Origin of the sequence: Marinomonas sp. FW-1 (genome assembly GCF_005222245.1) — a bacterium.
GTDB lineage: Bacteria > Pseudomonadota > Gammaproteobacteria > Pseudomonadales > Marinomonadaceae > Marinomonas > Marinomonas alcarazii.
Window position 1 is genome coordinate 2,408,064 of sequence record NZ_CP025987.1, and the last position, 26,625, is coordinate 2,434,688.

General features: G+C 51.3%; 21 protein-coding genes. 6 read left to right on the top strand and 15 right to left on the bottom strand.

Going from position 1 to position 26,625, the window contains the following annotated elements:
- Window positions 1-56 precede the first annotated feature (56 nt).
- From C1X04_RS11270 to C1X04_RS11305, 9 genes are all read right to left on the bottom strand, one after another.
- Complete coding sequence (locus C1X04_RS11270) at window positions 57-497, bottom strand: Ig-like domain-containing protein (protein WP_137169967.1); 441 nt, start codon at window positions 495-497, stop codon at window positions 57-59.
- A gap of 39 nt (window positions 498-536) precedes the next feature.
- A complete protein-coding gene (locus C1X04_RS11275) occupies window positions 537-809 on the bottom strand; it encodes an Ig-like domain-containing protein (RefSeq protein WP_137169968.1) in 273 nt (90 codons plus the stop codon).
- Between the two features lie 269 nt (window positions 810-1,078).
- Window positions 1,079-1,279 carry a hypothetical protein gene (locus C1X04_RS11280; protein WP_254682378.1) on the bottom strand — a complete coding sequence of 67 codons (201 nt, stop codon included), beginning with the start codon at window positions 1,277-1,279 and terminating at the stop codon, window positions 1,079-1,081.
- Window positions 1,263-2,159, bottom strand: coding sequence for an Ig-like domain-containing protein (locus tag C1X04_RS11285; protein ID WP_137169970.1), 897 nt, complete (start codon window positions 2,157-2,159; stop codon window positions 1,263-1,265). The genes C1X04_RS11280 and C1X04_RS11285 overlap by 17 nt, the downstream gene beginning before the upstream one ends.
- Window positions 2,160-2,179: 20 nt before the next feature.
- Complete coding sequence (locus tag C1X04_RS11290) at window positions 2,180-2,932, bottom strand: Ig-like domain-containing protein (protein ID WP_137169971.1); 753 nt, start codon at window positions 2,930-2,932, stop codon at window positions 2,180-2,182.
- Window positions 2,929-3,141, bottom strand: coding sequence for a hypothetical protein (locus tag C1X04_RS11295; protein ID WP_137169972.1), 213 nt, complete (start codon window positions 3,139-3,141; stop codon window positions 2,929-2,931). The genes C1X04_RS11290 and C1X04_RS11295 overlap by 4 nt, the downstream gene beginning before the upstream one ends.
- The gene (locus C1X04_RS11300) at window positions 3,116-3,580 is read right to left on the bottom strand and encodes an Ig-like domain-containing protein (protein WP_175404932.1); all 465 of its coding nucleotides are present in this window, start codon (window positions 3,578-3,580) and stop codon (window positions 3,116-3,118) included. Before C1X04_RS11300 ends, C1X04_RS11295 begins: the two co-directional genes overlap by 26 nt.
- Window positions 3,577-3,717 (bottom strand): hypothetical protein, encoded by a 141-nt coding sequence (locus C1X04_RS18480; protein WP_175404933.1) that lies wholly within the window; start codon window positions 3,715-3,717, stop codon window positions 3,577-3,579. The genes C1X04_RS11300 and C1X04_RS18480 overlap by 4 nt, the downstream gene beginning before the upstream one ends.
- A 20-nt stretch (window positions 3,718-3,737) precedes the next feature.
- Window positions 3,738-15,407 (bottom strand): Ig-like domain-containing protein, encoded by an 11,670-nt coding sequence (locus tag C1X04_RS11305; protein WP_137169974.1) that lies wholly within the window; start codon window positions 15,405-15,407, stop codon window positions 3,738-3,740.
- Between the two features lie 455 nt (window positions 15,408-15,862).
- Here C1X04_RS11305 and C1X04_RS11310 point away from each other — a divergent pair, with 455 nt between their 5' ends.
- From C1X04_RS11310 to arsJ, 5 genes are all read left to right on the top strand, one after another.
- The gene (locus C1X04_RS11310) at window positions 15,863-17,353 is read left to right on the top strand and encodes a SulP family inorganic anion transporter (RefSeq protein ID WP_137169975.1); all 1,491 of its coding nucleotides are present in this window, start codon (window positions 15,863-15,865) and stop codon (window positions 17,351-17,353) included.
- A gap of 88 nt (window positions 17,354-17,441) precedes the next feature.
- On the top strand, window positions 17,442-18,293 hold the full coding sequence (locus C1X04_RS11315) for a universal stress protein (RefSeq protein ID WP_137169976.1): 852 nt from the start codon (window positions 17,442-17,444) through the stop codon (window positions 18,291-18,293).
- 204 nt (window positions 18,294-18,497) lie between these two features.
- Window positions 18,498-18,842, top strand: a complete 345-nt coding sequence (locus tag C1X04_RS11320; protein WP_110573346.1) for a metalloregulator ArsR/SmtB family transcription factor — start codon at window positions 18,498-18,500, stop codon at window positions 18,840-18,842.
- A 30-nt stretch (window positions 18,843-18,872) separates the two neighbouring features.
- Window positions 18,873-19,889 (top strand): ArsJ-associated glyceraldehyde-3-phosphate dehydrogenase, encoded by a 1,017-nt coding sequence (locus C1X04_RS11325; RefSeq protein ID WP_137169977.1) that lies wholly within the window; start codon window positions 18,873-18,875, stop codon window positions 19,887-19,889.
- Between the two features lie 30 nt (window positions 19,890-19,919).
- Entirely contained in the window at window positions 19,920-21,146 is a 1,227-nt protein-coding gene (arsJ, locus tag C1X04_RS11330) for an organoarsenical effux MFS transporter ArsJ (RefSeq protein ID WP_110573350.1), read from the top strand.
- Here the strand turns inward: arsJ and C1X04_RS11335 are convergent.
- The 4 genes from C1X04_RS11335 to C1X04_RS11350 form a co-directional block, all read right to left on the bottom strand.
- Complete coding sequence (locus C1X04_RS11335) at window positions 21,143-21,436, bottom strand: type II toxin-antitoxin system RelE/ParE family toxin (protein WP_110573352.1); 294 nt, start codon at window positions 21,434-21,436, stop codon at window positions 21,143-21,145. The genes arsJ and C1X04_RS11335 overlap by 4 nt on opposite strands.
- A 6-nt stretch (window positions 21,437-21,442) precedes the next feature.
- Window positions 21,443-21,658, bottom strand: coding sequence for an addiction module protein (locus tag C1X04_RS11340; RefSeq protein ID WP_110573354.1), 216 nt, complete (start codon window positions 21,656-21,658; stop codon window positions 21,443-21,445).
- Window positions 21,659-21,804: 146 nt separating this feature from the next.
- The gene (locus C1X04_RS11345) at window positions 21,805-22,266 is read right to left on the bottom strand and encodes an NfeD family protein (RefSeq protein ID WP_110573356.1); all 462 of its coding nucleotides are present in this window, start codon (window positions 22,264-22,266) and stop codon (window positions 21,805-21,807) included.
- 2 nt (window positions 22,267-22,268) lie between these two features.
- Complete coding sequence (locus tag C1X04_RS11350; RefSeq protein WP_110573358.1) at window positions 22,269-23,207, bottom strand: SPFH domain-containing protein; 939 nt, start codon at window positions 23,205-23,207, stop codon at window positions 22,269-22,271.
- A gap of 183 nt (window positions 23,208-23,390) precedes the next feature.
- On the opposite strand from C1X04_RS11350, the gene C1X04_RS11355 reads away from it, so the two are divergent.
- Window positions 23,391-24,212 carry an AraC family transcriptional regulator gene (locus C1X04_RS11355; protein WP_137169978.1) on the top strand — a complete coding sequence of 274 codons (822 nt, stop codon included), beginning with the start codon at window positions 23,391-23,393 and terminating at the stop codon, window positions 24,210-24,212.
- A gap of 5 nt (window positions 24,213-24,217) precedes the next feature.
- On the opposite strand, the gene C1X04_RS11360 is transcribed toward C1X04_RS11355, so the two are convergent.
- Both C1X04_RS11360 and C1X04_RS11365 read right to left on the bottom strand, forming a co-directional pair.
- On the bottom strand, window positions 24,218-25,285 hold the full coding sequence (locus C1X04_RS11360) for a low specificity L-threonine aldolase (RefSeq protein WP_137169979.1): 1,068 nt from the start codon (window positions 25,283-25,285) through the stop codon (window positions 24,218-24,220).
- Between the two features lie 175 nt (window positions 25,286-25,460).
- A complete protein-coding gene (locus C1X04_RS11365) occupies window positions 25,461-26,612 on the bottom strand; it encodes a GNAT family N-acetyltransferase/peptidase C39 family protein (protein ID WP_137169980.1) in 1,152 nt (383 codons plus the stop codon).
- Between the last annotated feature and the right edge of the window lie 13 nt (window positions 26,613-26,625).

The following is a 26,625-nucleotide window of genomic DNA, read 5'->3' on the forward strand; positions in this document are numbered from 1 at the left end:
AAGACGTCACGACAACCTCAACTCGGTGTCCGCCGCAAGGTCTGCACCCCATCACGTCAGTTGCCATCCGCATCTACCGTCGTGCTGTAGTCTTCACCATTGATCGTCATGGTCACAACATCGCCTTCTGCGATATCGCCACCCGTCGCCGTACCTGTCACCGCGATGGTCTCGCCGCTTTCATTCGCGTTGATCACGTCATCTGCCGTGATGTTCGCTACCGTCACCGTACCCGCATCCGCTTCCAGATCGACCGTATGAGTTGAAGTCGCTTTGCTCTCGACTGTGTTTCCAGCCGCGTCTGAAGACGTCACGACAACCTCGAACTCGGTGTCCGCCGCAAGGTCTGCACCCGCAACATTCACTGTCCAGTTGCCATCCGCATCTACCGTCGTGCTGTAGTCTTCACCATTGATCGTCATGGTCACAACATCGCCTTCTGCGATATCGCCACCCGTCGCCGTACCTGTCACCGCGATGGGTCTCGCCGCTTTCATTCGCGTTGATCACGTCATCTGCCGTGATGTTCGCTACCGTCACCGTACCCGCATCCGCTTCCAGATCGACCGTATGAGTTGAAGTCGCTTGCTCTCGACTGTGTTTCCAGCCGCGTCTGAAGACGTCACGACAACCTCGAACTCGGTGTCCGCCGCAAGGTCTGCACCCGCAACATTCACTGTCCAGTTGCCATCCGCATCTACCGTCGTGCTGTAGTCTTCACCATTGATCGTCATGGTCACAACATCGCCTTCTGCGATATCGCCACCCGTCGCCGTACCTGTCACCCGCGATGGTCTCTCCGCTTTCATTCGCGTTGATCCCATCTGCTGGCCCCCCGTACCCGCATCCGCTTCAGATCGACCGTTGAGTGAGTCGTTGCTCTCGACTGTGTTTCCACCGCGTCGAGACTCACGACAACCTCGACTGGTGTCCGCCGCAAGGTCTGCACCCGCACATCACTGTCATTCCGCATCTACCTCGGCTGTATCTCCCCATTGATCGTCAGTACAACATGCTTGCGATTCGCCACCCGCCCGTACCTGCACCGCGAGGTCTCGCCGCTTATTCGCGTTGACAGTCATCTGCTGTTCGCTACCGTCACCGTACGCATCCGCTTCCAGATCGACGTGAGTGAAGTCGCTTGCCTCGACTGTGTTCCAGCCGCGTCTGAAGACGTCACGCAAACTCGGTGTCCGCCGAAGGTCGCACCCGCAACATTCACTGTCCAGTTGCCATCCGCATCTACCGTCGTGCTGTAGTCTTCACCATTGATCGTCATGGTCACAACATCGCCTTCTGCGATATCGCCACCCGTCGCCCGTACCTGTCACCGCGATGGTCTCGCCGCTTTCATTCGCGTTGATCACGTCATCTGCCGTGATGTTCGCTACCGTCACCGTACCCGCATCCGCTTCCAGATCGACCGTATGAGTTGAAGTCGCTTTGCTCTCGACTGTGTTTCCAGCCGCGTCTGAAGACGTCACGACAACCTCGAACTCGGTGTCCGCCGCAAGGTCTGCACCCGCAACATTCACTGTCCAGTTGCCATCCGCATCTACCGTCGTGCTGTAGTCTTCACCATTGATCGTCATGGTCACAACATCGCCTTCTGCGATATCGCCACCCGTCGCCGTACCTGTCACCGCGATGGTCTCGCCGCTTTCATTCGCGTTGATCACGTCATCTGCCGTGATGTTCGCTACCGTCACCGTACCCGCATCCGCTTCCAGATCGACCGTATGAGTTGAAGTCGCTTTGCTCTCGACTGTGTTTCCAGCCGCGTCTGAAGACGTCACGACAACCTCGAACTCGGTGTCCGCCGCAAGGTCTGCACCCGCAACATTCACTGTCCAGTTGCCATCCGCATCTACCGTCGTGCTGTAGTCTTCACCATTGATCGTCATGGTCACAACATCGCCTTCTGCGATATCGCCACCCGTCGCCGTACCTGTCACCGCGATGGTCTCGCCGCTTTCATTCGCGTTGATCACGTCATCTGCCGTGATGTTCGCTACCGTCACCGTACCCGCATCCGCTTCCAGATCGACCGTATGAGTTGAAGTCGCTTTGCTCTCGACTGTGTTTCCAGCCGCGTCTGAAGACGTCACGACAACCTCGAACTCGGTGTCCGCCGCAAGGTCTGCACCCGCAACATTCACTGTCCAGTTGCCATCCGCATCTACCGTCGTGCTGTAGTCTTCACATTGATCGTCATGGTCACAACATCGCCTTCTGCGATATCGCCACCCGTCGCCGTACCTGTCACCGCGATGGTCTCGCCGCTTTCATTCGCGTTGATCACGTCATCTGCCGTGATGTTCGCTACCGTCACCGTACCCGCATCCGCTTCCAGATCGACCGTATGAGTTGAAGTCGCTTTGCTCTCGACTGTGTTTCCAGCCGCGTCTGAAGACGTCACGACAACCTCGAACTCGGTGTCCGCCGCAAGGTCTGCACCCGCAACATTCACTGTCCAGTTGCCATCCGCATCTACCGTCGTGCTGTAGTCTTCACCATTGATCGTCATGGTCACAACATCGCCTTCTGCGATATCGCCACCCGTCGCCGTACCTGTCACCGCGATGGTCTCGCCGCTTTCATTCGCGTTGATCACGTCATCTGCCGTGATGTTCGCTACCGTCACCGTACCCGCATCCGCTTCCAGATCGACCGTATGAGTTGAAGTCGCTTTGCTCTCGACTGTGTTTCCAGCCGCGTCTGAAGACGTCACGACAACCTCGAACTCGGTGTCCGCCGCAAGGTCTGCACCCGCAACATTCACTGTCCAGTTGCCATCCGCATCTACCGTCGTGCTGTAGTCTTCACCATTGATCGTCATGGTCACAACATCGCCTTCTGCGATATCGCCACCCGTCGCCGTACCTGTCACCGCGATGGTCTCGCCGCTTTCATTCGCGTTGATCAACGTCATCTGCCGTGATGTTCGCTAACCGTCACCGTACCCGCATCCGCTTCCAGATCGACCGTATGAGTTGAAGTCGCTTTGCTCTCGACTGTGTTTCCAGCCGCGTCTGAAGACGTCACGACAACCTCGAACTCGGTGTCCGCCGCAAGGTCTGCACCGCAACATTCACTGTCCAGTTGCCATCCGCATCTACGTCGTGCTGTAGTCTTCACCATTGATCGTCATGGTCACAACATCGCCTTCTGCGATATCGCCACCCGTCGCCGTACCTGTCACCGCGATGGTCTCGCCGCTTTCATTCGCGTTGATCACGTCATCTGCCGTGATGTTCGCTACCGTCACCGTACCCGCATCCGCTTCCAGATCGACCGTATGAGTTGAAGTCGCTTTGCTCTCGACTGTGTTTCCAGCCGCGTCTGAAGACGTCACGACAACCTCGAACTCGGTGTCCGCCGCAAGGTCTGCACCCGCAACATTCACTGTCCAGTTGCCATCCGCATCTACCGTCGTGCTGTAGTCTTCACCATTGATCGTCATGGTCACAACATCGCCTTCTGCGATATCGCCACCCGTCGCCGTACCTGTCACCGCGATGGTCTCGCCGCTTTCATTCGCGTTGATCACGTCATCTGCCGTGATGTTCGCTACCGTCACCGTACCCGCATCCGCTTCCAGATCGACCGTATGATTGAAGTCGCTTTGCTCTCGACTGTGTTTCCAGCCGCGTCTGAAGACGTCACGACAACCTCGAACTCGGTGTCCGCCGCAAGGTCTGCACCCGCAACATTCACTGTCCAGTTGCCATCCGCATCTACCGTCGTGCTGTAGTCTTCACCATGATCGTCATGGTCACAACATCGCCTTCTGCGATATCGCCACCCGTCGCCGTACCTGTCACCGCGATGGTCTCGCCGCTTTCATTCGCGTTGATCACGTCATCTGCCGTGATGTTCGCTACCGTCACCGTACCCGCATCCGCTTCCAGATCGACCGTATGAGTTGAAGTCGCTTTGCTCTCGACTGTGTTTCCAGCCGCGTCTGAAGACGTCACGACAACCTCGAACTCGGTGTCCGCCGCAAGGTCTGCACCCGCAACATTCACTGTCCAGTTGCCATCCGCATCTACCGTCGTGCTGTAGTCTTCACCATTGATCGTCATGGTCACAACATCGCCTTCTGCGATATCGCCACCCGTCGCCGTACCTGTCACCGCGATGGTCTCGCCGCTTTCATTCGCGTTGATCACGTCATCTGCCGTGATGTTCGCTACCGTCACCGTACCCGCATCCGCTTCCAGATCGACCGTATGAGTTGAAGTCGCTTTGCTCTCGACTGTGTTTCCAGCCGCGTCTGAAGACGTCACGACAACCTCGAACTCGGTGTCCGCCGCAAGGTCTGCACCCGCAACATTCACTGTCCAGTTGCCATCCGCATCTACCGTCGTGCTGTAGTCTTCACCATTGATCGTCATGGTCACAACATCGCCTTCTGCGATATCGCCACCCGTCGCCGTACCTGTCACCGCGATGGTCTCGCCGCTTTCATTCGCGTTGATCACGTCATCTGCCGTGATGTTCGCTACCGTCACCGTACCCGCATCCGCTTCCAGATCGACCGTATGAGTTGAAGTCGCTTTGCTCTCGACTGTGTTTCCAGCCGCGTCTGAAGACGTCACGACAACCTCGAACTCGGTGTCCGCCGCAAGGTCTGCACCCGCAACATTCACTGTCCAGTTGCCATCCGCATCTACCGTCGTGCTGTAGTCTTCACCATTGATCGTCATGGTCACAACATCGCCTTCTGCGATATCGCCACCCGTCGCCGTACCTGTCACCGCGATGGTCTCGCCGCTTTCATTCGCGTTGATCACGTCATCTGCCGTGATGTTCGCTACCGTCACCGTACCCGCATCCGCTTCCAGATCGACCGTATGAGTTGAAGTCGCTTTGCTCTCGACTGTGTTTCCAGCCGCGTCTGAAGACGTCACGACAACCTCGAACTCGGTGTCCGCCGCAAGGTCTGCACCCGCAACATTCACTGTCCAGTTGCCATCCGCATCTACCGTCGTGCTGTAGTCTTCACCATTGATCGTCATGGTCACAACATCGCCTTCTGCGATATCGCCACCCGTCGCCGTACCTGTCACCGCGATGGTCTCGCCGCTTTCATTCGCGTTGATCACGTCATCTGCCGTGATGTTCGCTACCGTCACCGTACCCGCATCCGCTTCCAGATCGACCGTATGAGTTGAAGTCGCTTTGCTCTCGACTGTGTTTCCAGCCGCGTCTGAAGACGTCACGACAACCTCGAACTCGGTGTCCGCCGCAAGGTCTGCACCCGCAACATTCACTGTCCAGTTGCCATCCGCATCTACCGTCGTGCTGTAGTCTTCACCATTGATCGTCATGGTCACAACATCGCCTTCTGCGATATCGCCACCCGTCGCCGTACCTGTCACCGCGATGGTCTCGCCGCTTTCATTCGCGTTGATCACGTCATCTGCCGTGATGTTCGCTACCGTCACCGTACCCGCATCCGCTTCCAGATCGACCGTATGAGTTGAAGTCGCTTTGCTCTCGACTGTGTTTCCAGCCGCGTCTGAAGACGTCACGACAACCTCGAACTCGGTGTCCGCCGCAAGGTCTGCACCCGCAACATTCACTGTCCAGTTGCCATCCGCATCTACCGTCGTGCTGTAGTCTTCACCATTGATCGTCATGGTCACAACATCGCCTTCTGCGATATCGCCACCCGTCGCCGTACCTGTCACCGCGATGGTCTCGCCGCTTTCATTCGCGTTGATCACGTCATCTGCCGTGATGTTCGCTACCGTCACCGTACCCGCATCCGCTTCCAGATCGACCGTATGAGTTGAAGTCGCTTTGCTCTCGACTGTGTTTCCAGCCGCGTCTGAAGACGTCACGACAACCTCGAACTCGGTGTCCGCCGCAAGGTCTGCACCCGCAACATTCACTGTCCAGTTGCCATCCGCATCTACCGTCGTGCTGTAGTCTTCACCATTGATCGTCATGGTCACAACATCGCCTTCTGCGATATCGCCACCCGTCGCCGTACCTGTCACCGCGATGGTCTCGCCGCTTTCATTCGCGTTGATCACGTCATCTGCCGTGATGTTCGCTACCGTCACCGTACCCGCATCCGCTTCCAGATCGACCGTATGAGTTGAAGTCGCTTTGCTCTCGACTGTGTTTCCAGCCGCGTCTGAAGACGTCACGACAACCTCGAACTCGGTGTCCGCCGCAAGGTCTGCACCCGCAACATTCACTGTCCAGTTGCCATCCGCATCTACCGTCGTGCTGTAGTCTTCACCATTGATCGTCATGGTCACAACATCGCCTTCTGCGATATCGCCACCCGTCGCCGTACCTGTCACCGCGATGGTCTCGCCGCTTTCATTCGCGTTGATCACGTCATCTGCCGTGATGTTCGCTACCGTCACCGTACCCGCATCCGCTTCCAGATCGACCGTATGAGTTGAAGTCGCTTTGCTCTCGACTGTGTTTCCAGCCGCGTCTGAAGACGTCACGACAACCTCGAACTCGGTGTCCGCCGCAAGGTCTGCACCCGCAACATTCACTGTCCAGTTGCCATCCGCATCTACCGTCGTGCTGTAGTCTTCACCATTGATCGTCATGGTCACAACATCGCCTTCTGCGATATCGCCACCCGTCGCCGTACCTGTCACCGCGATGGTCTCGCCGCTTTCATTCGCGTTGATCACGTCATCTGCCGTGATGTTCGCTACCGTCACCGTACCCGCATCCGCTTCCAGATCGACCGTATGAGTTGAAGTCGCTTTGCTCTCGACTGTGTTTCCAGCCGCGTCTGAAGACGTCACGACAACCTCGAACTCGGTGTCCGCCGCAAGGTCTGCACCCGCAACATTCACTGTCCAGTTGCCATCCGCATCTACCGTCGTGCTGTAGTCTTCACCATTGATCGTCATGGTCACAACATCGCCTTCTGCGATATCGCCACCCGTCGCCGTACCTGTCACCGCGATGGTCTCGCCGCTTTCATTCGCGTTGATCACGTCATCTGCCGTGATGTTCGCTACCGTCACCGTACCCGCATCCGCTTCCAGATCGACCGTATGAGTTGAAGTCGCTTTGCTCTCGACTGTGTTTCCAGCCGCGTCTGAAGACGTCACGACAACCTCGAACTCGGTGTCCGCCGCAAGGTCTGCACCCGCAACATTCACTGTCCAGTTGCCATCCGCATCTACCGTCGTGCTGTAGTCTTCACCATTGATCGTCATGGTCACAACATCGCCTTCTGCGATATCGCCACCCGTCGCCGTACCTGTCACCGCGATGGTCTCGCCGCTTTCATTCGCGTTGATCACGTCATCTGCCGTGATGTTCGCTACCGTCACCGTACCCGCATCCGCTTCCAGATCGACCGTATGAGTTGAAGTCGCTTTGCTCTCGACTGTGTTTCCAGCCGCGTCTGAAGACGTCACGACAACCTCGAACTCGGTGTCCGCCGCAAGGTCTGCACCCGCAACATTCACTGTCCAGTTGCCATCCGCATCTACCGTCGTGCTGTAGTCTTCACCATTGATCGTCATGGTCACAACATCGCCTTCTGCGATATCGCCACCCGTCGCCGTACCTGTCACCGCGATGGTCTCGCCGCTTTCATTCGCGTTGATCACGTCATCTGCCGTGATGTTCGCTACCGTCACCGTACCCGCATCCGCTTCCAGATCGACCGTATGAGTTGAAGTCGCTTTGCTCTCGACTGTGTTTCCAGCCGCGTCTGAAGACGTCACGACAACCTCGAACTCGGTGTCCGCCGCAAGGTCTGCACCCGCAACATTCACTGTCCAGTTGCCATCCGCATCTACCGTCGTGCTGTAGTCTTCACCATTGATCGTCATGGTCACAACATCGCCTTCTGCGATATCGCCACCCGTCGCCGTACCTGTCACCGCGATGGTCTCGCCGCTTTCATTCGCGTTGATCACGTCATCTGCCGTGATGTTCGCTACCGTCACCGTACCCGCATCCGCTTCCAGATCGACCGTATGAGTTGAAGTCGCTTTGCTCTCGACTGTGTTTCCAGCCGCGTCTGAAGACGTCACGACAACCTCGAACTCGGTGTCCGCCGCAAGGTCTGCACCCGCAACATTCACTGTCCAGTTGCCATCCGCATCTACCGTCGTGCTGTAGTCTTCACCATTGATCGTCATGGTCACAACATCGCCTTCTGCGATATCGCCACCCGTCGCCGTACCTGTCACCGCGATGGTCTCGCCGCTTTCATTCGCGTTGATCACGTCATCTGCCGTGATGTTCGCTACCGTCACCGTACCCGCATCCGCTTCCAGATCGACCGTATGAGTTGAAGTCGCTTTGCTCTCGACTGTGTTTCCAGCCGCGTCTGAAGACGTCACGACAACCTCGAACTCGGTGTCCGCCGCAAGGTCTGCACCCGCAACATTCACTGTCCAGTTGCCATCCGCATCTACCGTCGTGCTGTAGTCTTCACCATTGATCGTCATGGTCACAACATCGCCTTCTGCGATATCGCCACCCGTCGCCGTACCTGTCACCGCGATGGTCTCGCCGCTTTCATTCGCGTTGATCACGTCATCTGCCGTGATGTTCGCTACCGTCACCGTACCCGCATCCGCTTCCAGATCGACCGTATGAGTTGAAGTCGCTTTGCTCTCGACTGTGTTTCCAGCCGCGTCTGAAGACGTCACGACAACCTCGAACTCGGTGTCCGCCGCAAGGTCTGCACCCGCAACATTCACTGTCCAGTTGCCATCCGCATCTACCGTCGTGCTGTAGTCTTCACCATTGATCGTCATGGTCACAACATCGCCTTCTGCGATATCGCCACCCGTCGCCGTACCTGTCACCGCGATGGTCTCGCCGCTTTCATTCGCGTTGATCACGTCATCTGCCGTGATGTTCGCTACCGTCACCGTACCCGCATCCGCTTCCAGATCGACCGTATGAGTTGAAGTCGCTTTGCTCTCGACTGTGTTTCCAGCCGCGTCTGAAGACGTCACGACAACCTCGAACTCGGTGTCCGCCGCAAGGTCTGCACCCGCAACATTCACTGTCCAGTTGCCATCCGCATCTACCGTCGTGCTGTAGTCTTCACCATTGATCGTCATGGTCACAACATCGCCTTCTGCGATATCGCCACCCGTCGCCGTACCTGTCACCGCGATGGTCTCGCCGCTTTCATTCGCGTTGATCACGTCATCTGCCGTGATGTTCGCTACCGTCACCGTACCCGCATCCGCTTCCAGATCGACCGTATGAGTTGAAGTCGCTTTGCTCTCGACTGTGTTTCCAGCCGCGTCTGAAGACGTCACGACAACCTCGAACTCGGTGTCCGCCGCAAGGTCTGCACCCGCAACATTCACTGTCCAGTTGCCATCCGCATCTACCGTCGTGCTGTAGTCTTCACCATTGATCGTCATGGTCACAACATCGCCTTCTGCGATATCGCCACCCGTCGCCGTACCTGTCACCGCGATGGTCTCGCCGCTTTCATTCGCGTTGATCACGTCATCTGCCGTGATGTTCGCTACCGTCACCGTACCCGCATCCGCTTCCAGATCGACCGTATGAGTTGAAGTCGCTTTGCTCTCGACTGTGTTTCCAGCCGCGTCTGAAGACGTCACGACAACCTCGAACTCGGTGTCCGCCGCAAGGTCTGCACCCGCAACATTCACTGTCCAGTTGCCATCCGCATCTACCGTCGTGCTGTAGTCTTCACCATTGATCGTCATGGTCACAACATCGCCTTCTGCGATATCGCCACCCGTCGCCGTACCTGTCACCGCGATGGTCTCGCCGCTTTCATTCGCGTTGATCACGTCATCTGCCGTGATGTTCGCTACCGTCACCGTACCCGCATCCGCTTCCAGATCGACCGTATGAGTTGAAGTCGCTTTGCTCTCGACTGTGTTTCCAGCCGCGTCTGAAGACGTCACGACAACCTCGAACTCGGTGTCCGCCGCAAGGTCTGCACCCGCAACATTCACTGTCCAGTTGCCATCCGCATCTACCGTCGTGCTGTAGTCTTCACCATTGATCGTCATGGTCACAACATCGCCTTCTGCGATATCGCCACCCGTCGCCGTACCTGTCACCGCGATGGTCTCGCCGCTTTCATTCGCGTTGATCACGTCATCTGCCGTGATGTTCGCTACCGTCACCGTACCCGCATCCGCTTCCAGATCGACCGTATGAGTTGAAGTCGCTTTGCTCTCGACTGTGTTTCCAGCCGCGTCTGAAGACGTCACGACAACCTCGAACTCGGTGTCCGCCGCAAGGTCTGCACCCGCAACATTCACTGTCCAGTTGCCATCCGCATCTACCGTCGTGCTGTAGTCTTCACCATTGATCGTCATGGTCACAACATCGCCTTCTGCGATATCGCCACCCGTCGCCGTACCTGTCACCGCGATGGTCTCGCCGCTTTCATTCGCGTTGATCACGTCATCTGCCGTGATGTTCGCTACCGTCACCGTACCCGCATCCGCTTCCAGATCGACCGTATGAGTTGAAGTCGCTTTGCTCTCGACTGTGTTTCCAGCCGCGTCTGAAGACGTCACGACAACCTCGAACTCGGTGTCCGCCGCAAGGTCTGCACCCGCAACATTCACTGTCCAGTTGCCATCCGCATCTACCGTCGTGCTGTAGTCTTCACCATTGATCGTCATGGTCACAACATCGCCTTCTGCGATATCGCCACCCGTCGCCGTACCTGTCACCGCGATGGTCTCGCCGCTTTCATTCGCGTTGATCACGTCATCTGCCGTGATGTTCGCTACCGTCACCGTACCCGCATCCGCTTCCAGATCGACCGTATGAGTTGAAGTCGCTTTGCTCTCGACTGTGTTTCCAGCCGCGTCTGAAGACGTCACGACAACCTCGAACTCGGTGTCCGCCGCAAGGTCTGCACCCGCAACATTCACTGTCCAGTTGCCATCCGCATCTACCGTCGTGCTGTAGTCTTCACCATTGATCGTCATGGTCACAACATCGCCTTCTGCGATATCGCCACCCGTCGCCGTACCTGTCACCGCGATGGTCTCGCCGCTTTCATTCGCGTTGATCACGTCATCTGCCGTGATGTTCGCTACCGTCACCGTACCCGCATCCGCTTCCAGATCGACCGTATGAGTTGAAGTCGCTTTGCTCTCGACTGTGTTTCCAGCCGCGTCTGAAGACGTCACGACAACCTCGAACTCGGTGTCCGCCGCAAGGTCTGCACCCGCAACATTCACTGTCCAGTTGCCATCCGCATCTACCGTCGTGCTGTAGTCTTCACCATTGATCGTCATGGTCACAACATCGCCTTCTGCGATATCGCCACCCGTCGCCGTACCTGTCACCGCGATGGTCTCGCCGCTTTCATTCGCGTTGATCACGTCATCTGCCGTGATGTTCGCTACCGTCACCGTACCCGCATCCGCTTCCAGATCGACCGTATGAGTTGAAGTCGCTTTGCTCTCGACTGTGTTTCCAGCCGCGTCTGAAGACGTCACGACAACCTCGAACTCGGTGTCCGCCGCAAGGTCTGCACCCGCAACATTCACTGTCCAGTTGCCATCCGCATCTACCGTCGTGCTGTAGTCTTCACCATTGATCGTCATGGTCACAACATCGCCTTCTGCGATATCGCCACCCGTCGCCGTACCTGTCACCGCGATGGTCTCGCCGCTTTCATTCGCGTTGATCACGTCATCTGCCGTGATGTTCGCTACCGTCACCGTACCCGCATCCGCTTCCAGATCGACCGTATGAGTTGAAGTCGCTTTGCTCTCGACTGTGTTTCCAGCCGCGTCTGAAGACGTCACGACAACCTCGAACTCGGTGTCCGCCGCAAGGTCTGCACCCGCAACATTCACTGTCCAGTTGCCATCCGCATCTACCGTCGTGCTGTAGTCTTCACCATTGATCGTCATGGTCACAACATCGCCTTCTGCGATATCGCCACCCGTCGCCGTACCTGTCACCGCGATGGTCTCGCCGCTTTCATTCGCGTTGATCACGTCATCTGCCGTGATGTTCGCTACCGTCACCGTACCCGCATCCGCTTCCAGATCGACCGTATGAGTTGAAGTCGCTTTGCTCTCGACTGTGTTTCCAGCCGCGTCTGAAGACGTCACGACAACCTCGAACTCGGTGTCCGCCGCAAGGTCTGCACCCGCAACATTCACTGTCCAGTTGCCATCCGCATCTACCGTCGTGCTGTAGTCTTCACCATTGATCGTCATGGTCACAACATCGCCTTCTGCGATATCGCCACCCGTCGCCGTACCTGTCACCGCGATGGTCTCGCCGCTTTCATTCGCGTTGATCACGTCATCTGCCGTGATGTTCGCTACCGTCACCGTACCCGCATCCGCTTCCAGATCGACCGTATGAGTTGAAGTCGCTTTGCTCTCGACTGTGTTTCCAGCCGCGTCTGAAGACGTCACGACAACCTCGAACTCGGTGTCCGCCGCAAGGTCTGCACCCGCAACATTCACTGTCCAGTTGCCATCCGCATCTACCGTCGTGCTGTAGTCTTCACCATTGATCGTCATGGTCACAACATCGCCTTCTGCGATATCGCCACCCGTCGCCGTACCTGTCACCGCGATGGTCTCGCCGCTTTCATTCGCGTTGATCACGTCATCTGCCGTGATGTTCGCTACCGTCACCGTACCCGCATCCGCTTCCAGATCGACCGTATGAGTTGAAGTCGCTTTGCTCTCGACTGTGTTTCCAGCCGCGTCTGAAGACGTCACGACAACCTCGAACTCGGTGTCCGCCGCAAGGTCTGCACCCGCAACATTCACTGTCCAGTTGCCATCCGCATCTACCGTCGTGCTGTAGTCTTCACCATTGATCGTCATGGTCACAACATCGCCTTCTGCGATATCGCCACCCGTCGCCGTACCTGTCACCGCGATGGTCTCGCCGCTTTCATTCGCGTTGATCACGTCATCTGCCGTGATGTTCGCTACCGTCACCGTACCCGCATCCGCTTCCAGATCGACCGTATGAGTTGAAGTCGCTTTGCTCTCGACTGTGTTTCCAGCCGCGTCTGAAGACGTCACGACAACCTCGAACTCGGTGTCCGCCGCAAGGTCTGCACCCGCAACATTCACTGTCCAGTTGCCATCCGCATCTACCGTCGTGCTGTAGTCTTCACCATTGATCGTCATGGTCACAACATCGCCTTCTGCGATATCGCCACCCGTCGCCGTACCTGTCACCGCGATGGTCTCGCCGCTTTCATTCGCGTTGATCACGTCATCTGCCGTGATGTTCGCTACCGTCACCGTACCCGCATCCGCTTCCAGATCGACCGTATGAGTTGAAGTCGCTTTGCTCTCGACTGTGTTTCCAGCCGCGTCTGAAGACGTCACGACAACCTCGAACTCGGTGTCCGCCGCAAGGTCTGCACCCGCAACATTCACTGTCCAGTTGCCATCCGCATCTACCGTCGTGCTGTAGTCTTCACCATTGATCGTCATGGTCACAACATCGCCTTCTGCGATATCGCCACCCGTCGCCGTACCTGTCACCGCGATGGTCTCGCCGCTTTCATTCGCGTTGATCACGTCATCTGCCGTGATGTTCGCTACCGTCACCGTACCCGCATCCGCTTCCAGATCGACCGTATGAGTTGAAGTCGCTTTGCTCTCGACTGTGTTTCCAGCCGCGTCTGAAGACGTCACGACAACCTCGAACTCGGTGTCCGCCGCAAGGTCTGCACCCGCAACATTCACTGTCCAGTTGCCATCCGCATCTACCGTCGTGCTGTAGTCTTCACCATTGATCGTCATGGTCACAACATCGCCTTCTGCGATATCGCCACCCGTCGCCGTACCTGTCACCGCGATGGTCTCGCCGCTTTCATTCGCGTTGATCACGTCATCTGCCGTGATGTTCGCTACCGTCACCGTACCCGCATCCGCTTCCAGATCGACCGTATGAGTTGAAGTCGCTTTGCTCTCGACTGTGTTTCCAGCCGCGTCTGAAGACGTCACGACAACCTCGAACTCGGTGTCCGCCGCAAGGTCTGCACCCGCAACATTCACTGTCCAGTTGCCATCCGCATCTACCGTCGTGCTGTAGTCTTCACCATTGATCGTCATGGTCACAACATCGCCTTCTGCGATATCGCCACCCGTCGCCGTACCTGTCACCGCGATGGTCTCGCCGCTTTCATTCGCGTTGATCACGTCATCTGCCGTGATGTTCGCTACCGTCACCGTACCCGCATCCGCTTCCAGATCGACCGTATGAGTTGAAGTCGCTTTGCTCTCGACTGTGTTTCCAGCCGCGTCTGAAGACGTCACGACAACCTCGAACTCGGTGTCCGCCGCAAGGTCTGCACCCGCAACATTCACTGTCCATGTACCACCAGCCAAAACTGTGGCGGTATAAATCTTGCCATTAATTTCTAAAGATACTTTGTCACCAACCGAAATATCACCACCTGATGCAGAACCTGTCACAGTCACTGTATCTTTGGCTTCAGCCGCATTTAATACATCATCTTCGGTAATATTATCTACCGTTACTGTACCTGCTTGGGCTTCTAGATCGACTTGATAGCTAGAGCTACCAGTTACTAATAAGGAACTACCCGAAGCGTTTGTAACAGTTACACTAACATCCACTTTTCTATCAGGGTCATTCGCTAAATCAGCCCCTGATACAGAAATGCTATATTGACGATTTGTTACAACACCTGTGTATTCTTTACCATTGACCGTCAATGTAACAATATCGCCGTTTTTGACATCCCCAGTTACTCGACCAAATACGGTAATATTAGATGCCGCTTCTTGGGCATTAATAATGTCATCCGAAGTGATATCAGAAACAGTTATTCTACCAACAGCTGGAGTTAATGAAGGGGGAGTTGTAGTCTCATCAGCCGCCCTAGCTGAACTAGAAGGAGCTGAATATTGATTCTGATTTGTTTGTCCGCCGCTGCCATTATTAGTGTCGTAACCATAAGTTGGCAGAGTGCCGAACGAGTCTGCACCAAATGTAGGAAGAGCACTATTATCATTACGGTCAATATCAACATCGACACGATCTTGCTCTTCTGTTTGAGACTCACCAGCAGCAGGAGCCTCTTGAATTAAGGTTGGGTCATCACCAGATAAAATTGCTGCTTGTAAAGCGTCTATATCTGCAGTGGAGTCAGCGACAAGGTCCTCATTATCGCCAGTGTTATAGATTTCATCGGTAATTTCGACAACCGAGTCGCTACCAATCACCACCTCGGAGCCATCGTTGAAAGCGATAGTCACACTAGAATTAGCGCCAGTCACAACGGTTTCACCAAAGAATATCGGATCGCCAATTTTAACAACACGCTCTTGCCCATCAATGGATTGAATCGTTACCGAGCCTGATAGCTTGGTGATAGTACCGATTACATTACCTATTGTGGCGAAGGATGTTTGACTGTCGCTCATGATGCTTACCTTAAATAAGAAGACTTTATGAAGCCGAAAATAGTTTTATGATTAATCACAAGATAGATAATAAAAGTCCAGCTTGCTATTGTACCTTGGTACAGTAAGACCACTTTTTTTGCCTACTTGTAGGTTTTATAGCGTGCTTTTACAAAACTACCCTCTATCTGCCTAGATCTTCTCTCTTGTTATCGTTGCCATACACAACCCAACTCTTTATAATTTTTGCAATTTTGGGGACCGACCTTAATCAAGGTTACAAAATGCTTCCAATTGTCTACCCCGAGCTAATAGCTCACTCAACGAGCCTTATAGGGATGGTTTGTACTTATCCTAGCCATGGCACGAAACTCCGAACTTTTTATGAAACGGTTAACTAAGAAAAAGCCAGTTAAACAAGTGCTCACACCACTTAATTGCTGCTTACTTGTTCAAATTTATTCAGAAGGTAATACATGATCGATACAATTAAACGGGACTGGTTCTCAAACATTAAGGGCGACTCTCTCGCTGGCACGGTAGTGGCTTTGGCATTAATACCCGAAGCTATTGCATTTTCGATCATCGCGGGCGTTGACCCTAAAGTGGGCTTGTACGCATCCTTTTGTATCGCCGTGATTATTTCATTTGTCGGTGGCCGCCCAGGCATGATCTCTGCTGCAACGGGTGCAATGGCGCTATTAATGGTGACCTTGGTAAAAGATCACGGTCTAGAATATCTATTAGCTGCCAGTTTGCTGACAGGGGTTATTCAGATTATCGCAGGGTATTTAAAACTTGGATCCTTAATGCGGTTTGTTTCTCGATCAGTAGTAACCGGTTTTGTTAATGCCTTAGCCATTTTAATTTTTATGGCGCAACTTCCAGAACTGACAAACGTGACTTGGCATGTATACGCCATGACGGCAGTAGGTTTGGGCATTATTTATCTATTCCCACTACTTCCTATCATTGGTAAAGCGCTACCTTCCCCATTAGTATGCATAGTACTACTTACTGCATTTTCCATGTTTTATGGGCTAGACATTCGTACCGTTGCCGATATGGGCGAACTACCAGACACCCTACCTATATTTTTATGGCCAGATGTGCCGTTGAGTCTTGAAACCTTAATGATCATACTCCCTTACTCTATTGGTTTGGCTGTTGTCGGCTTATTGGAATCGATGATGACTGCAACTATTGTTGATGATTTCACCGATACGAGCAGTGATAAAAACCGTGAATGTAAAGGCCAAGGTATTGCCAATATTGGTTCAAGTTTAATGGGTGGCATGGCTGGTTGTGCCATGATTGGTCAGTCGGTTATTAATGTTAAATCCGGTGGCCGTGGCCGCCTATCCACTTTTATCGCTGGTTTCTTATTATTGATCATGGTGGTGTTCTTAGACGATTTGATTGGTCAAATCCCAATGGCCGCACTGGTTGCAGTCATGATCATGGTATCTATTGGTACTTTCTCTTGGGAATCTGTCATCAACCTGAATAAACACCCACTATCGACTAATATTGTCATGTTGGCCACAGTTTCTATCGTGGTTGCCACTCATAACTTAGCGATCGGTGTTCTTGTCGGCGTTCTTTTAGCGTCTTTGTTCTTTGCAAACAAAGTTGGTCGCTTTATGGTCGTGAAAAGCGAGAAAGGCGATAAAGCGGGTCACCGCACTTATAAAGTTATTGGACAAGTATTTTTTGCGTCGTCAGATCAATTTAATGCCGCTTTTGATTTTAAAGAAGCGGTTGAAAAGGTTACGATTGATTTAACTGAAGCACACTTTTGGGACATTACGGCGGTATCAGCATTGGATAAGGTCGTCATCAAATTCCGTCGTGAAGGCGCTCAAGTAGAGCTTGTTGGAATGAATGAAGCAAGTGCGACAGTTGTCGATAAATTTGGGGTTCACAACAACCCAGAAGAAGTCGAAAAAGTAATGGGTGGCCATTAAAAGCACATCGAAACAATAAAAATAGAGCTATTCACGACGTGACTCGCAAAACTGGTCGTCGTGGCTAGCTCCTCACAAGGAGTGCAACATGAAAAATGTAATAGCTTGTATTGATGGTTCTTCTCTATCTGAGTGCGTCACTACCGCATCTGTGTGGGCGGCCAAACAAATGGGCTCACCATTAACCTTGATGCACTCCTTAGAAAAAGAAGAGGCTAGGACCAATGACGATCTTTCAGGTTCCATTGGTGTAGGCAGCCGTGAACACTTACTAGAAGAGCTTATTGCACTTGATGAAAAGCGCGCCAAGCTAGCTCTTGAGCATGGTAAGCTTGTACTGGAAAACGCTAAAGAGTTTGCTCACCAAGCTGGTGCCAAGCAAATTGAACTCTTGCAGCGCCATGGCGACTTAATTGAAAGCCTCTCTGACGTTGAAGAAGAAACCCGCCTAATAGTCATTGGGCGAAGTGGTAGCGATCATACTCAAAGCTCACATACGATTGGCTCTCATATTGAGCGGGTAGCGCGCACCTCTCATCGTCCTATATTGATCACTGTCGGGCAATTTAAAGCACCGAAAAACTTCATGATTGCTTACGATGGTCGTGAAGCAGCTGACAATGCTATTGCTCGCATTGCACAAAGCCCTCTTCTACTGGGCTTACCTTGCCATCTAGTAATGGCAGGTGAAGCAACAGAAGAAAGACGTAGTAAGCTTAAAGAAGCGCAACGTATTTTAGAAGAAGAAGGTTTTGAGGTCACAGCAACAATCATACCTGGCAAAATCTACCCTGTGTTGACTCAGTATCGTGAAGAAAATCAGATTGAACTTATGGCTATGGGCGCCTACGCCCATTCTAAAGTTCGTCAGTTTTTCGTAGGCAGCAACACCAGTAAGATGATCATAGAAAGTGACATTCCACTTTTGATACTGCGTTAAACGGCTTCAGCCTCACAATTCAGCATCCATCAAGGGCAACTTCTTAGAAGTTGCCCTTTTTTCTTAGCTCTCAATCTCTTTTATTTCCGACAAAACCACTAGATGAATTTTTTATTAAACATCTAGAAAACACCATATACGGTTTTGCATATATATGATTTACCACATACAATCTAAACAACATTCATTGATGCATTTTCTACTATGACACCCGATCATTTTTACAAGTCCCTTGCCGATGACACACGCTTGCGCTGTTTGTTATTAATTACCCAATATCAAGAGCTCTGTGTTTGTGAGCTAACTGAAGCGCTCAATGAAACACAACCCAAAATATCCCGCCATCTTGCCCAATTACGTAAAAACGGCATTTTGAGCGACCGACGACAAGGGCAATGGGTGTTTTATCAACTTCACCCCGAACTTCCTAATTGGTCGAAGCATGTTTTACAAACCACATTAGACAACCAAATCTTGTGGCTAAAAAACAATATCGATCAGCTCGAAACCATGGGTGGAAGGCCACAACGCACCGGATCATGCTGCTAATCATATTCATTAAGTACTTGAGAGAAAAACATGACTATTAAAGTAGGAATAAACGGCTTTGGCCGTATGGGTCGACTGTCTTTTCGTGCCGCCTTTGACTGGGACGATGTGGAGTTTGTGCAAATCAACGACCTGAAAGGTGATGCCGCAACGCTTGCCCATTTAGTTAACTTCGACTCAGTTCATGGTCGCTGGCACAACGAAGCGACCAGCAAAGACAATGCAATCATCCTCAACGGGAAAACCATTACCTGTACACAAAATAAAAACATTAACGATACTGACTGGTCTCAGTGCGATGTAGTGATTGAAGCCTCTGGTGTAATGAAGACCAAAGCCTTACTTCAAGCCTATTTGGATCAAGGTGTAAAACGTGTCGTGGTCACCGCCCCTGTCAAAGAAGACGGCGTACTCAACGTAGTGATGGGCGTTAACGATAACGACTACAACCCTAGCTTACATAAAATCGTGACCGCCGCTTCTTGCACAACAAACTGCCTAGCGCCTGTAGTCAAAGTACTACAAGAAAGTATTGGCATTAAACACGGCTCCATGACGACCATTCATGATATTACAAATACGCAAACCATCATCGATGCACCACACAAAGACCTGCGCCGCGCACGCGCTTGTGGCACCAGCTTGATTCCAACCACCACAGGCTCGGCTACCGCCATAACCCACATTTTTCCAGAGCTAAAAGGCAAATTAAACGGCCATGCCGTGCGAGTCCCATTAACCAACGCCTCGCTCACCGACTGCGTATTTGAAATGAACCGCGCCACAGACGAACAAGAAATCAATCAAGTATTAAAAGCAGCCAGTGAAAGCGGTCCGCTAAAAAATATTCTGGGTTATGAAGAACGCCCTCTCGTGTCAATCGATTACAAAACCGACCCGAGATCAAGCATTATCGATGCTCCTAGCACCATGGTAATTAACGGCACACAAGTGAAGCTTTACGTCTGGTACGACAACGAATGGGGCTACGCTAACCGCACAGCAGAACTCATGCGTAAAGTCGGCACACTAGACAAAGCCATTTAAAACAAAGAATAGAGCAAAGCGAAAATACACATGCTGTCACATCTTTCTAAAAGCGTTCGTCAGTACCTTATTGTTACTGGTAATTACTGGAGTTTTACTCTTACCGATGGCGCGTTGCGCATGTTGGTTGTGTTGTACTTCCACCAGCTTGGCTATGGCGCATTAGACATCGCTTTGCTCTTCTTGTTTTACGAATTTTTTGGCGTGATCACCAACTTGTTTGGTGGCTGGCTTGGTGCAAAATGGGGCCTCAACCGCACCATGAATATTGGCCTTGCTATGCAAGTCATTGCTTTATCTATGCTCCTCCTACCCGCTAGCTTTTTAACCATCCCTTGGGTGATGGCGGCACAGGCCTTGTCTGGTATTGCCAAAGATCTCAACAAAATGAGTGCAAAGAGCGCCATAAAAACGCTTGTTCCTAAAAACGCCAGCGGCACCTTATACAAATGGGTCGCCCTATTGACCGGGTCAAAAAATGCACTCAAGGGCGTAGGATTTTTCCTTGGTGGTTTTCTACTCAGTACTATTGGATTTCATAACGCTATTTTAGCCATGGCGATTGCTCTGGCTATAGTTTGGCTCGCCAGCCTCTATCTATTAAGAGCAGATTTAGGCAAGGCAAAAAACAAACCGAAATTCTCACAAATGTTTTCCAAGAGTACTGAAATCAACATTCTTTCGGCAGCACGGCTCTTTTTGTTTGGCGCTCGGGATGTGTGGTTTGTCATTGCCGTTCCAGTGTATTTGTCGAGCCAATTTGGATGGGATCATTGGCGTGTCGGTAGCTTTCTAGCCTTGTGGGTCATCGGCTACGGCATAGTCCAAAGCCTTGCGCCACACATAACGGGAAAAACAAAGCAACAAGCACCAACAGGCGCACAAGCCAAATTCTGGGCAATACTGCTTGCAGCCATTCCAGCAACGATCGCCATTGGCTTAGAAAGCGTAGATCAGGCATTATGGATTTTATTGAGCGGACTCATACTATTTGGCGTAGTGTTTGCGGTTAACTCTTCTTTGCACAGCTACTTGATCGTTCATTACGCTAGCGAAGATGGCGTCTCCTTAGACGTGGGCTTTTACTACATGGCTAATGCCATGGGACGTCTCATCGGAACGATGCTATCGGGTTGGATTTATCAAGATTTTGGGCTAATTGCCTGTCTTTGGGTATCTTGCGGTTTTCTTATACTTGCCAGTGTTATTTCATTCTGGTTGCCGCAAAAAATCACCAGTTCAGAAAACACCAATTAACCTCTTTTCAACCAATAACCCGGATTTTTACTGTTATGCATGATGGCAACCACATAAAGGTTATCTGAATGTACTTGATAAATGACAGAGAAAGGAAAACGAGATAATAAAAATCTATGATGATTTGCACCGAACTTGGGCCAAGTTCGAGGAAGCGCCAGAATGGTTTTGAATGCAGATTCAAGCTCTTTAATAAAATCATCACCAAGCCCTTTGGCTTGGAGTTGATACCAATCATAGGAGGATTTAATTTCCAGACTGACATCAGGGTGAAAGGTTAAATTCAACATATTATTTTATAACTTGGCCTTAATCTCCTCCCAGCGTACTGCCTTTACATCGCCAGATAACAAAGCATTGCTGCGATTTTCTGCTAATGCTAACCAAGCCGACTCAACATCATTACTCGGCTCACCTTCAAGAGAAGACAAAAGACAATGAGCTGCCAAAGCTTTTTCACTAGGCGTTAATAGCTCCATATTATCCAGTACGGTTTTTAATGCGTCAGACATATGCATCACTCCTATCCAAGTTAAAAGCAAGTCTATCACTGAATGCTGGCTTTTGCCTCCCATCCAAAGCCATAAAAAAAACGCCAAGCATGTTCGGCGCTACAACCGACACACTTGGCGTTTCTTGAATCAACAACCAAATACGTTTACTTAGTGCTAATCGCTTTGATGTGTAATTTGCCTACCTCAGCTTCGGTCACTTCCACTTTCGTACCAGCTTCAATAGGCTCTTCGCTTACCAAAGACCATTCCACACCAGAATAATGGTATTTAGGCGACTGAGTTGGCGACACAGACTCTTTCAAATAAAACTGGTGATCCGTGAATTCGCTTTTGGCCTTTTTTGTACTCACCTTTGACTGCATACGCTTCAATGGTTTCCACAACACCAACGCCGCCAATACTGTCATCACACCAGTACTAAACGACGCACTCAGCAAGCTATTAGGCAATACGCCTACATAAACCAAAGCGCCTGTTGCCATGGCCGCTAAGCCAACAAAGAACAATACGAAGGTAGAAAAACCAAGCACCGTCACTTCGACAACCAATAGAATCAAACCAACAATAAACAAGCTCTGGGCAAGATTATTGGCAATGATATCCATACTTAGCTCCCTTTTGTCATTTGCTGAATAATGGTCATGGCTTGCGCTACCACTGCAGACGGCTCTGTCGCGCCATCAGGCAACAAGACAACAGAAGACTCTTTAGCAATCGCGCGTTTCGCTTCAATAGCCTTGCTCGCAAGATCCAACTGAATGGCTTTTTGACCTTCTTCAGTCGCCGCCGCTTCACCCACTTGGCGAAGCGCTTCCGCTTGTGCAGATGCCACCGCAACGATGGCTTTTGCTTCACCTTCGGCACGCAACACTTGCTCTTCCTTATCGGCTTCTGCCGCTAGAACCACGGACGCTTTTTCACCTTCTGCGCGGTTAATCGCTGCCTGGCGATCGCCTTCGGACTCCAAAATTTGCGCACGCTTCACACGTTCCGCTTTCATCTGGGCTTCCATGGCCTCCATCACAGACTGTGGTGGCACAATGTCTTTTATTTCGTAACGCAATACTTGAATACCCCAAGGGCCTGCCGCATCGTTAATCGACGCCACAATATTTGTATTCAGCACATCACGCTCTTCGAACGTTTTATCCAATTCCATCTTACCTAACTCAGAACGCATGGTTGTTTGCGCTAACTGAGTCACAGCGAAGACATAATCGTCCACACCGTAAGTCGCTTTGTACGGATCTAATACGCGGAAATACAACACGCCATCCACGTGCAAAGAAATATTGTCTTTCGTAATTGCACTCTGTTCTGGCACATCCACCGCTTGCTCTTTTAAAGAACGATCAGCAGAAATACGGTCAATAAAAGGCAATATGAAGTTTAACCCTGCCTCTTTGGTTGATTGGTATTTACCAAAACGCTCAATGACGTATGCCTGATTCTGAGGCACAAACTTAATTGAGGTTTTTAGCAGCACAACCACCAGCACAAGCACCAGAGTTTGAACGCTTAATATATAGCTAAGTAACTCTTCCATAACAATGAATCCTTAATTTTTCAGTACACACTCAACTTGTACCCTTTTCTCACTGCTGTGATTCACAGCGCACAAAAATACAAGCGTAACGACAGATTTATCGCTAACATAGTAAGCACTGTTGATGAGCAAAAGTCACCAACAATACGAGATTATCCAAAGAAGCCATGAGACCTTTGCACGATGTCGAGCACTGAATCCTTTCGCTATCAACATATTGAAGAGTTGCCAGGCCTAGTTATCAGTGCAGCAACGCTCACAGAGTTCCATTTTCAGCCACATTATCATTTAGATTATCACATAGGGCTTTTGACCCAAGGTTCGCAACATCAAAAAGTTCAGCATAAAACACTGGACCTAGTGCCAGGAAAAATTTGCTTAATGCCACCAGGAGAAGTCCACGATGGTTCAGGTAGAGACAATAGAATAAGACATTTAAAAACCTTTCGGGTTCCCGCAAAGTTAATACAAGCCACTTTGCTCGATAGCCAAGACAGAGAGACCCATCTCCAACTTGCCCCATCGATAATCGATCAGCCCGCACACCACCGTTCATTTTTACAGCTTGCCCAGGCATTCGACCCATGCCAATACGCCAGCCAACTCCATAAAGACACCCTGTGGGCCACCGCACTATCGAACTTGCTGTTTGCGGCAGAGAAGAAACCACTAACCCTAGAGACATTTGGCCTAACAAATCAGCAAATACACAACATCAGAGAGTATTGCGAAGCAAACCTTGCTAGCAAAATATCGTTAAATGACCTAGCAGAACTATGCGGGTTAACGCGCTTTCAATTTATTCGACGCTTCCAAAAACAAACCGGATTAGCGCCACACGCTTGGCTGATGCGCCTAAGATTAGAACGAGCTTGCGCACAATTGGCCAAACCCAATGCAATGATCACCGACATCGCCGCCGATGTCGGTTTTTATGATCAGAGCCACTTTAATCGAGCGTTTAAACAAGCCTTTGGCGTTGCACCATCAAGCTATCGCTCTTAGCAAAATTATTGCCCAGCAAACGCCTTCGCTGACGCAATAAACGCTTCAACGCCTTCTTTTGGGGTTCTAAAGGATGTCACCAAACGGATCACACCTTCCTCCCAACGTCCGCCGTAAAAACCAAAACCTTCCGCCTGCAAATGATCAATCATTGGCAATGGCAAAGTACAAAACAGCATGTTCGCTTGAGCTGGCGTATTGATTTTCACACCAGGGACAGTTTTTAGACCTTCTTGCAACAGAGCCATCATTCCATTGGCATGAGCTGCATTCGTGCGCCACAAATCGTCGGTCAAATAAGCAATCATCTGCGAAGACAACAAACGCATTTTCGAATGCAAATGCCCACCGCGTTTACGACGATAACCCAACTCTTTCGCAACTTTCTCGCTGGAAATGCCTTTACTTTCAAGGGATTGCTTGAACACTACAATGGCTTCTGCTGCCATCACGCCGTTTTTCGTCGCGCCAAAAGACACAATATCCACACCCGCTCTCCATGTCATTTCGGCTGGCGAACAACCCAAGGCAAGCAAGGCATTTGCAAAACGTGCGCCGTCCATATGAACAGGCAATCCAGCCGTTTTTGCTACATCGGTAATGGCTCGAATTTCCTCTAATGAATAGACACTGCCCACTTCCGTCACTTGAGAAAGGCTAACCACAGCTGGCTGGCAAGAATGGACATCACCGATTTTTTGATTGACCAATTTTTGTAGCTGAACAGGATCCATCTTGGCATCCGCGCCACCTATACCGACAAAACGCGCGCCATTGGTATAAAACTCCGGTGCGGTACATTCGTCATTCAATAAATGACTTTCAGAGTGACACAACACACTGCCCCAAGGCGGCGTAAACGCACTGATGCTCAACACATTCGCTGCTGTTCCTGTAGAAACCAAAAAGACATCCACATCGCATTCGAAAAGCTCCGACAACATACGCGTGACTTGCGCCGTGCCATCATCATTCCCATATGGCATCGCATCACCTTGTGCTGCTTCCATCATGGCTTTAAATACAGAATCTGACGCACCAGCAATATTGTCACTTGTAAACGCAACTTTCATTGAACTACTCCTTAAATAAAACGGTTCAAGATCGATGGGTATTATCATGACAGACTTTAAAAATAAGCACTTGGATTTTTGTGCAGAAGGAAAAAACAAAGAGGTATCTTCTTTTACCGTGTCGAAAAGAAGATACGAGGAAGGTGTGAGCAAAGTAACATTGTGAAAAACGGACTTATTGCGCCCTGAGCACCACGGTCGCTTGCAGACGACTTTGTCCAAAGCGTGACATTTTTTCAAACTCATCACGGGCAATCGGCACAAACTGACAATCCAACGGGCTTGGTGGATCATCAGGTAATTTTTTATCATCGTCTAAATCAGGGTCGTGGACGAGAATACAATGCTCATCGTAACCAGACATCACCACCCAATGAGGAGACTTTTTTCCATCCATACGGAAGGTACTGATCAAGATAATCGCCAAAGCGCCAGAATCAAACGCTTCGATCAATTGTTCTAACGGCATGGCGCTATAATGCAAAGGCACGCCAGCATTCTCACACTGTTTAGCAAAACTTTGATGCACGCGAGTGATAACCTCTTTTTTCAACTCATTTCGCACGCTATCAACAAATAAAGGCCCCTCTTCGCTCAACCAAACATCCGCGGACAAACCACGTCTCTTCGCAGCCAATCCTAACCCCATAGGATGACAACCACCATGACCCGATGTCATAAAAATTGTCGTTGCTTCACGCCAAATTTCTAATTCATCTTCTGGAGTGGCTTGGTACTCAGGATGCATTGACGACAGCACCATTTGCAAGGACGCAGGGCCACATGTAAACGGCGTGCCTTGCGCTAACCAAGGAATGGCTCGTGTGGTCTGCTCGTCACCCGCATGACGCAAACGTTTCTGCATACGAATCGCATCGGTTTGATCTTCGTAGTAAGCATCATAGTGACCAAACTCCTTGTAACCCATCTTTTGATACAAGGCGATGGCATTATGATTCACATCACTGACTTCCAAACGCAGCAACATCTTGCCTTTTTTCAGGGCTTTTTTCTCACAGGCTTCGATCAACAATTTACCGATCCCAAGGCCTCGGGCTTCTGGCGAAACCGCAAGCGAATACAAGCGCGCCAAATGAGTACCTTGGCGCAAATGCAGCAAGGCATAACCCAACAGCTCGCCTTCCTCCTGTTTCGCCACAAATAATGCCGATCCCAAACTCGTAATCGCATGACGAAAACTACGACGACTCAAACGGTCGCCAGTAAAGGCCTTCCCCTCCAAAACGAGCAATGCCTTTAAATCGTCTATACTAGCTAAACGTATATCAATAGTTACGGAAGAACGGGGAACCGAGCTTGTGATCATTACATCGCCTCTG

Bases quoted from the DNA above. Each gene is read 5' to 3' on its own strand.
- C1X04_RS11345 (WP_110573356.1), bottom strand. From the start codon at position 22,266: ATGGATATCATTGCCAATAATCTTGCCCAGAGCTTGTTTATTGTTGGT.
- C1X04_RS11305 (WP_137169974.1), bottom strand. From the start codon at position 15,407: ATGAGCGACAGTCAAACATCCTTCGCCACAATAGGTAATGTAATCGGT.
- C1X04_RS11320 (WP_110573346.1), top strand. From the start codon at position 18,498: ATGACACCCGATCATTTTTACAAGTCCCTTGCCGATGACACACGCTTG.
- C1X04_RS11315 (WP_137169976.1), top strand. From the start codon at position 17,442: ATGAAAAATGTAATAGCTTGTATTGATGGTTCTTCTCTATCTGAGTGC.
- C1X04_RS11310 (WP_137169975.1), top strand. From the start codon at position 15,863: ATGATCGATACAATTAAACGGGACTGGTTCTCAAACATTAAGGGCGAC.
- C1X04_RS11280 (WP_254682378.1), bottom strand. From the start codon at position 1,279: ATGACGATCAATGGTGAAGACTACAGCACGACGGTAGATGCGGATGGC.
- C1X04_RS11295 (WP_137169972.1), bottom strand. From the start codon at position 3,141: ATGGTGAAGACTACAGCACGACGTAGATGCGGATGGCAACTGGACAGT.
- C1X04_RS11275 (WP_137169968.1), bottom strand. From the start codon at position 809: ATGAAAGCGGAGAGACCATCGCGGGTGACAGGTACGGCGACGGGTGGC.
- C1X04_RS11325 (WP_137169977.1), top strand. From the start codon at position 18,873: ATGACTATTAAAGTAGGAATAAACGGCTTTGGCCGTATGGGTCGACTG.
- C1X04_RS11340 (WP_110573354.1), bottom strand. From the start codon at position 21,658: ATGTCTGACGCATTAAAAACCGTACTGGATAATATGGAGCTATTAACG.
- arsJ (WP_110573350.1), top strand. From the start codon at position 19,920: ATGCTGTCACATCTTTCTAAAAGCGTTCGTCAGTACCTTATTGTTACT.
- C1X04_RS11355 (WP_137169978.1), top strand. From the start codon at position 23,391: ATGTCGAGCACTGAATCCTTTCGCTATCAACATATTGAAGAGTTGCCA.
- C1X04_RS11350 (WP_110573358.1), bottom strand. From the start codon at position 23,207: ATGGAAGAGTTACTTAGCTATATATTAAGCGTTCAAACTCTGGTGCTT.
- C1X04_RS11365 (WP_137169980.1), bottom strand. From the start codon at position 26,612: ATGATCACAAGCTCGGTTCCCCGTTCTTCCGTAACTATTGATATACGT.
- C1X04_RS11360 (WP_137169979.1), bottom strand. From the start codon at position 25,285: ATGAAAGTTGCGTTTACAAGTGACAATATTGCTGGTGCGTCAGATTCT.
- C1X04_RS11270 (WP_137169967.1), bottom strand. From the start codon at position 497: ATGAAAGCGGCGAGACCCATCGCGGTGACAGGTACGGCGACGGGTGGC.
- C1X04_RS11290 (WP_137169971.1), bottom strand. From the start codon at position 2,932: ATGACGTTGATCAACGCGAATGAAAGCGGCGAGACCATCGCGGTGACA.
- C1X04_RS11335 (WP_110573352.1), bottom strand. From the start codon at position 21,436: ATGTTGAATTTAACCTTTCACCCTGATGTCAGTCTGGAAATTAAATCC.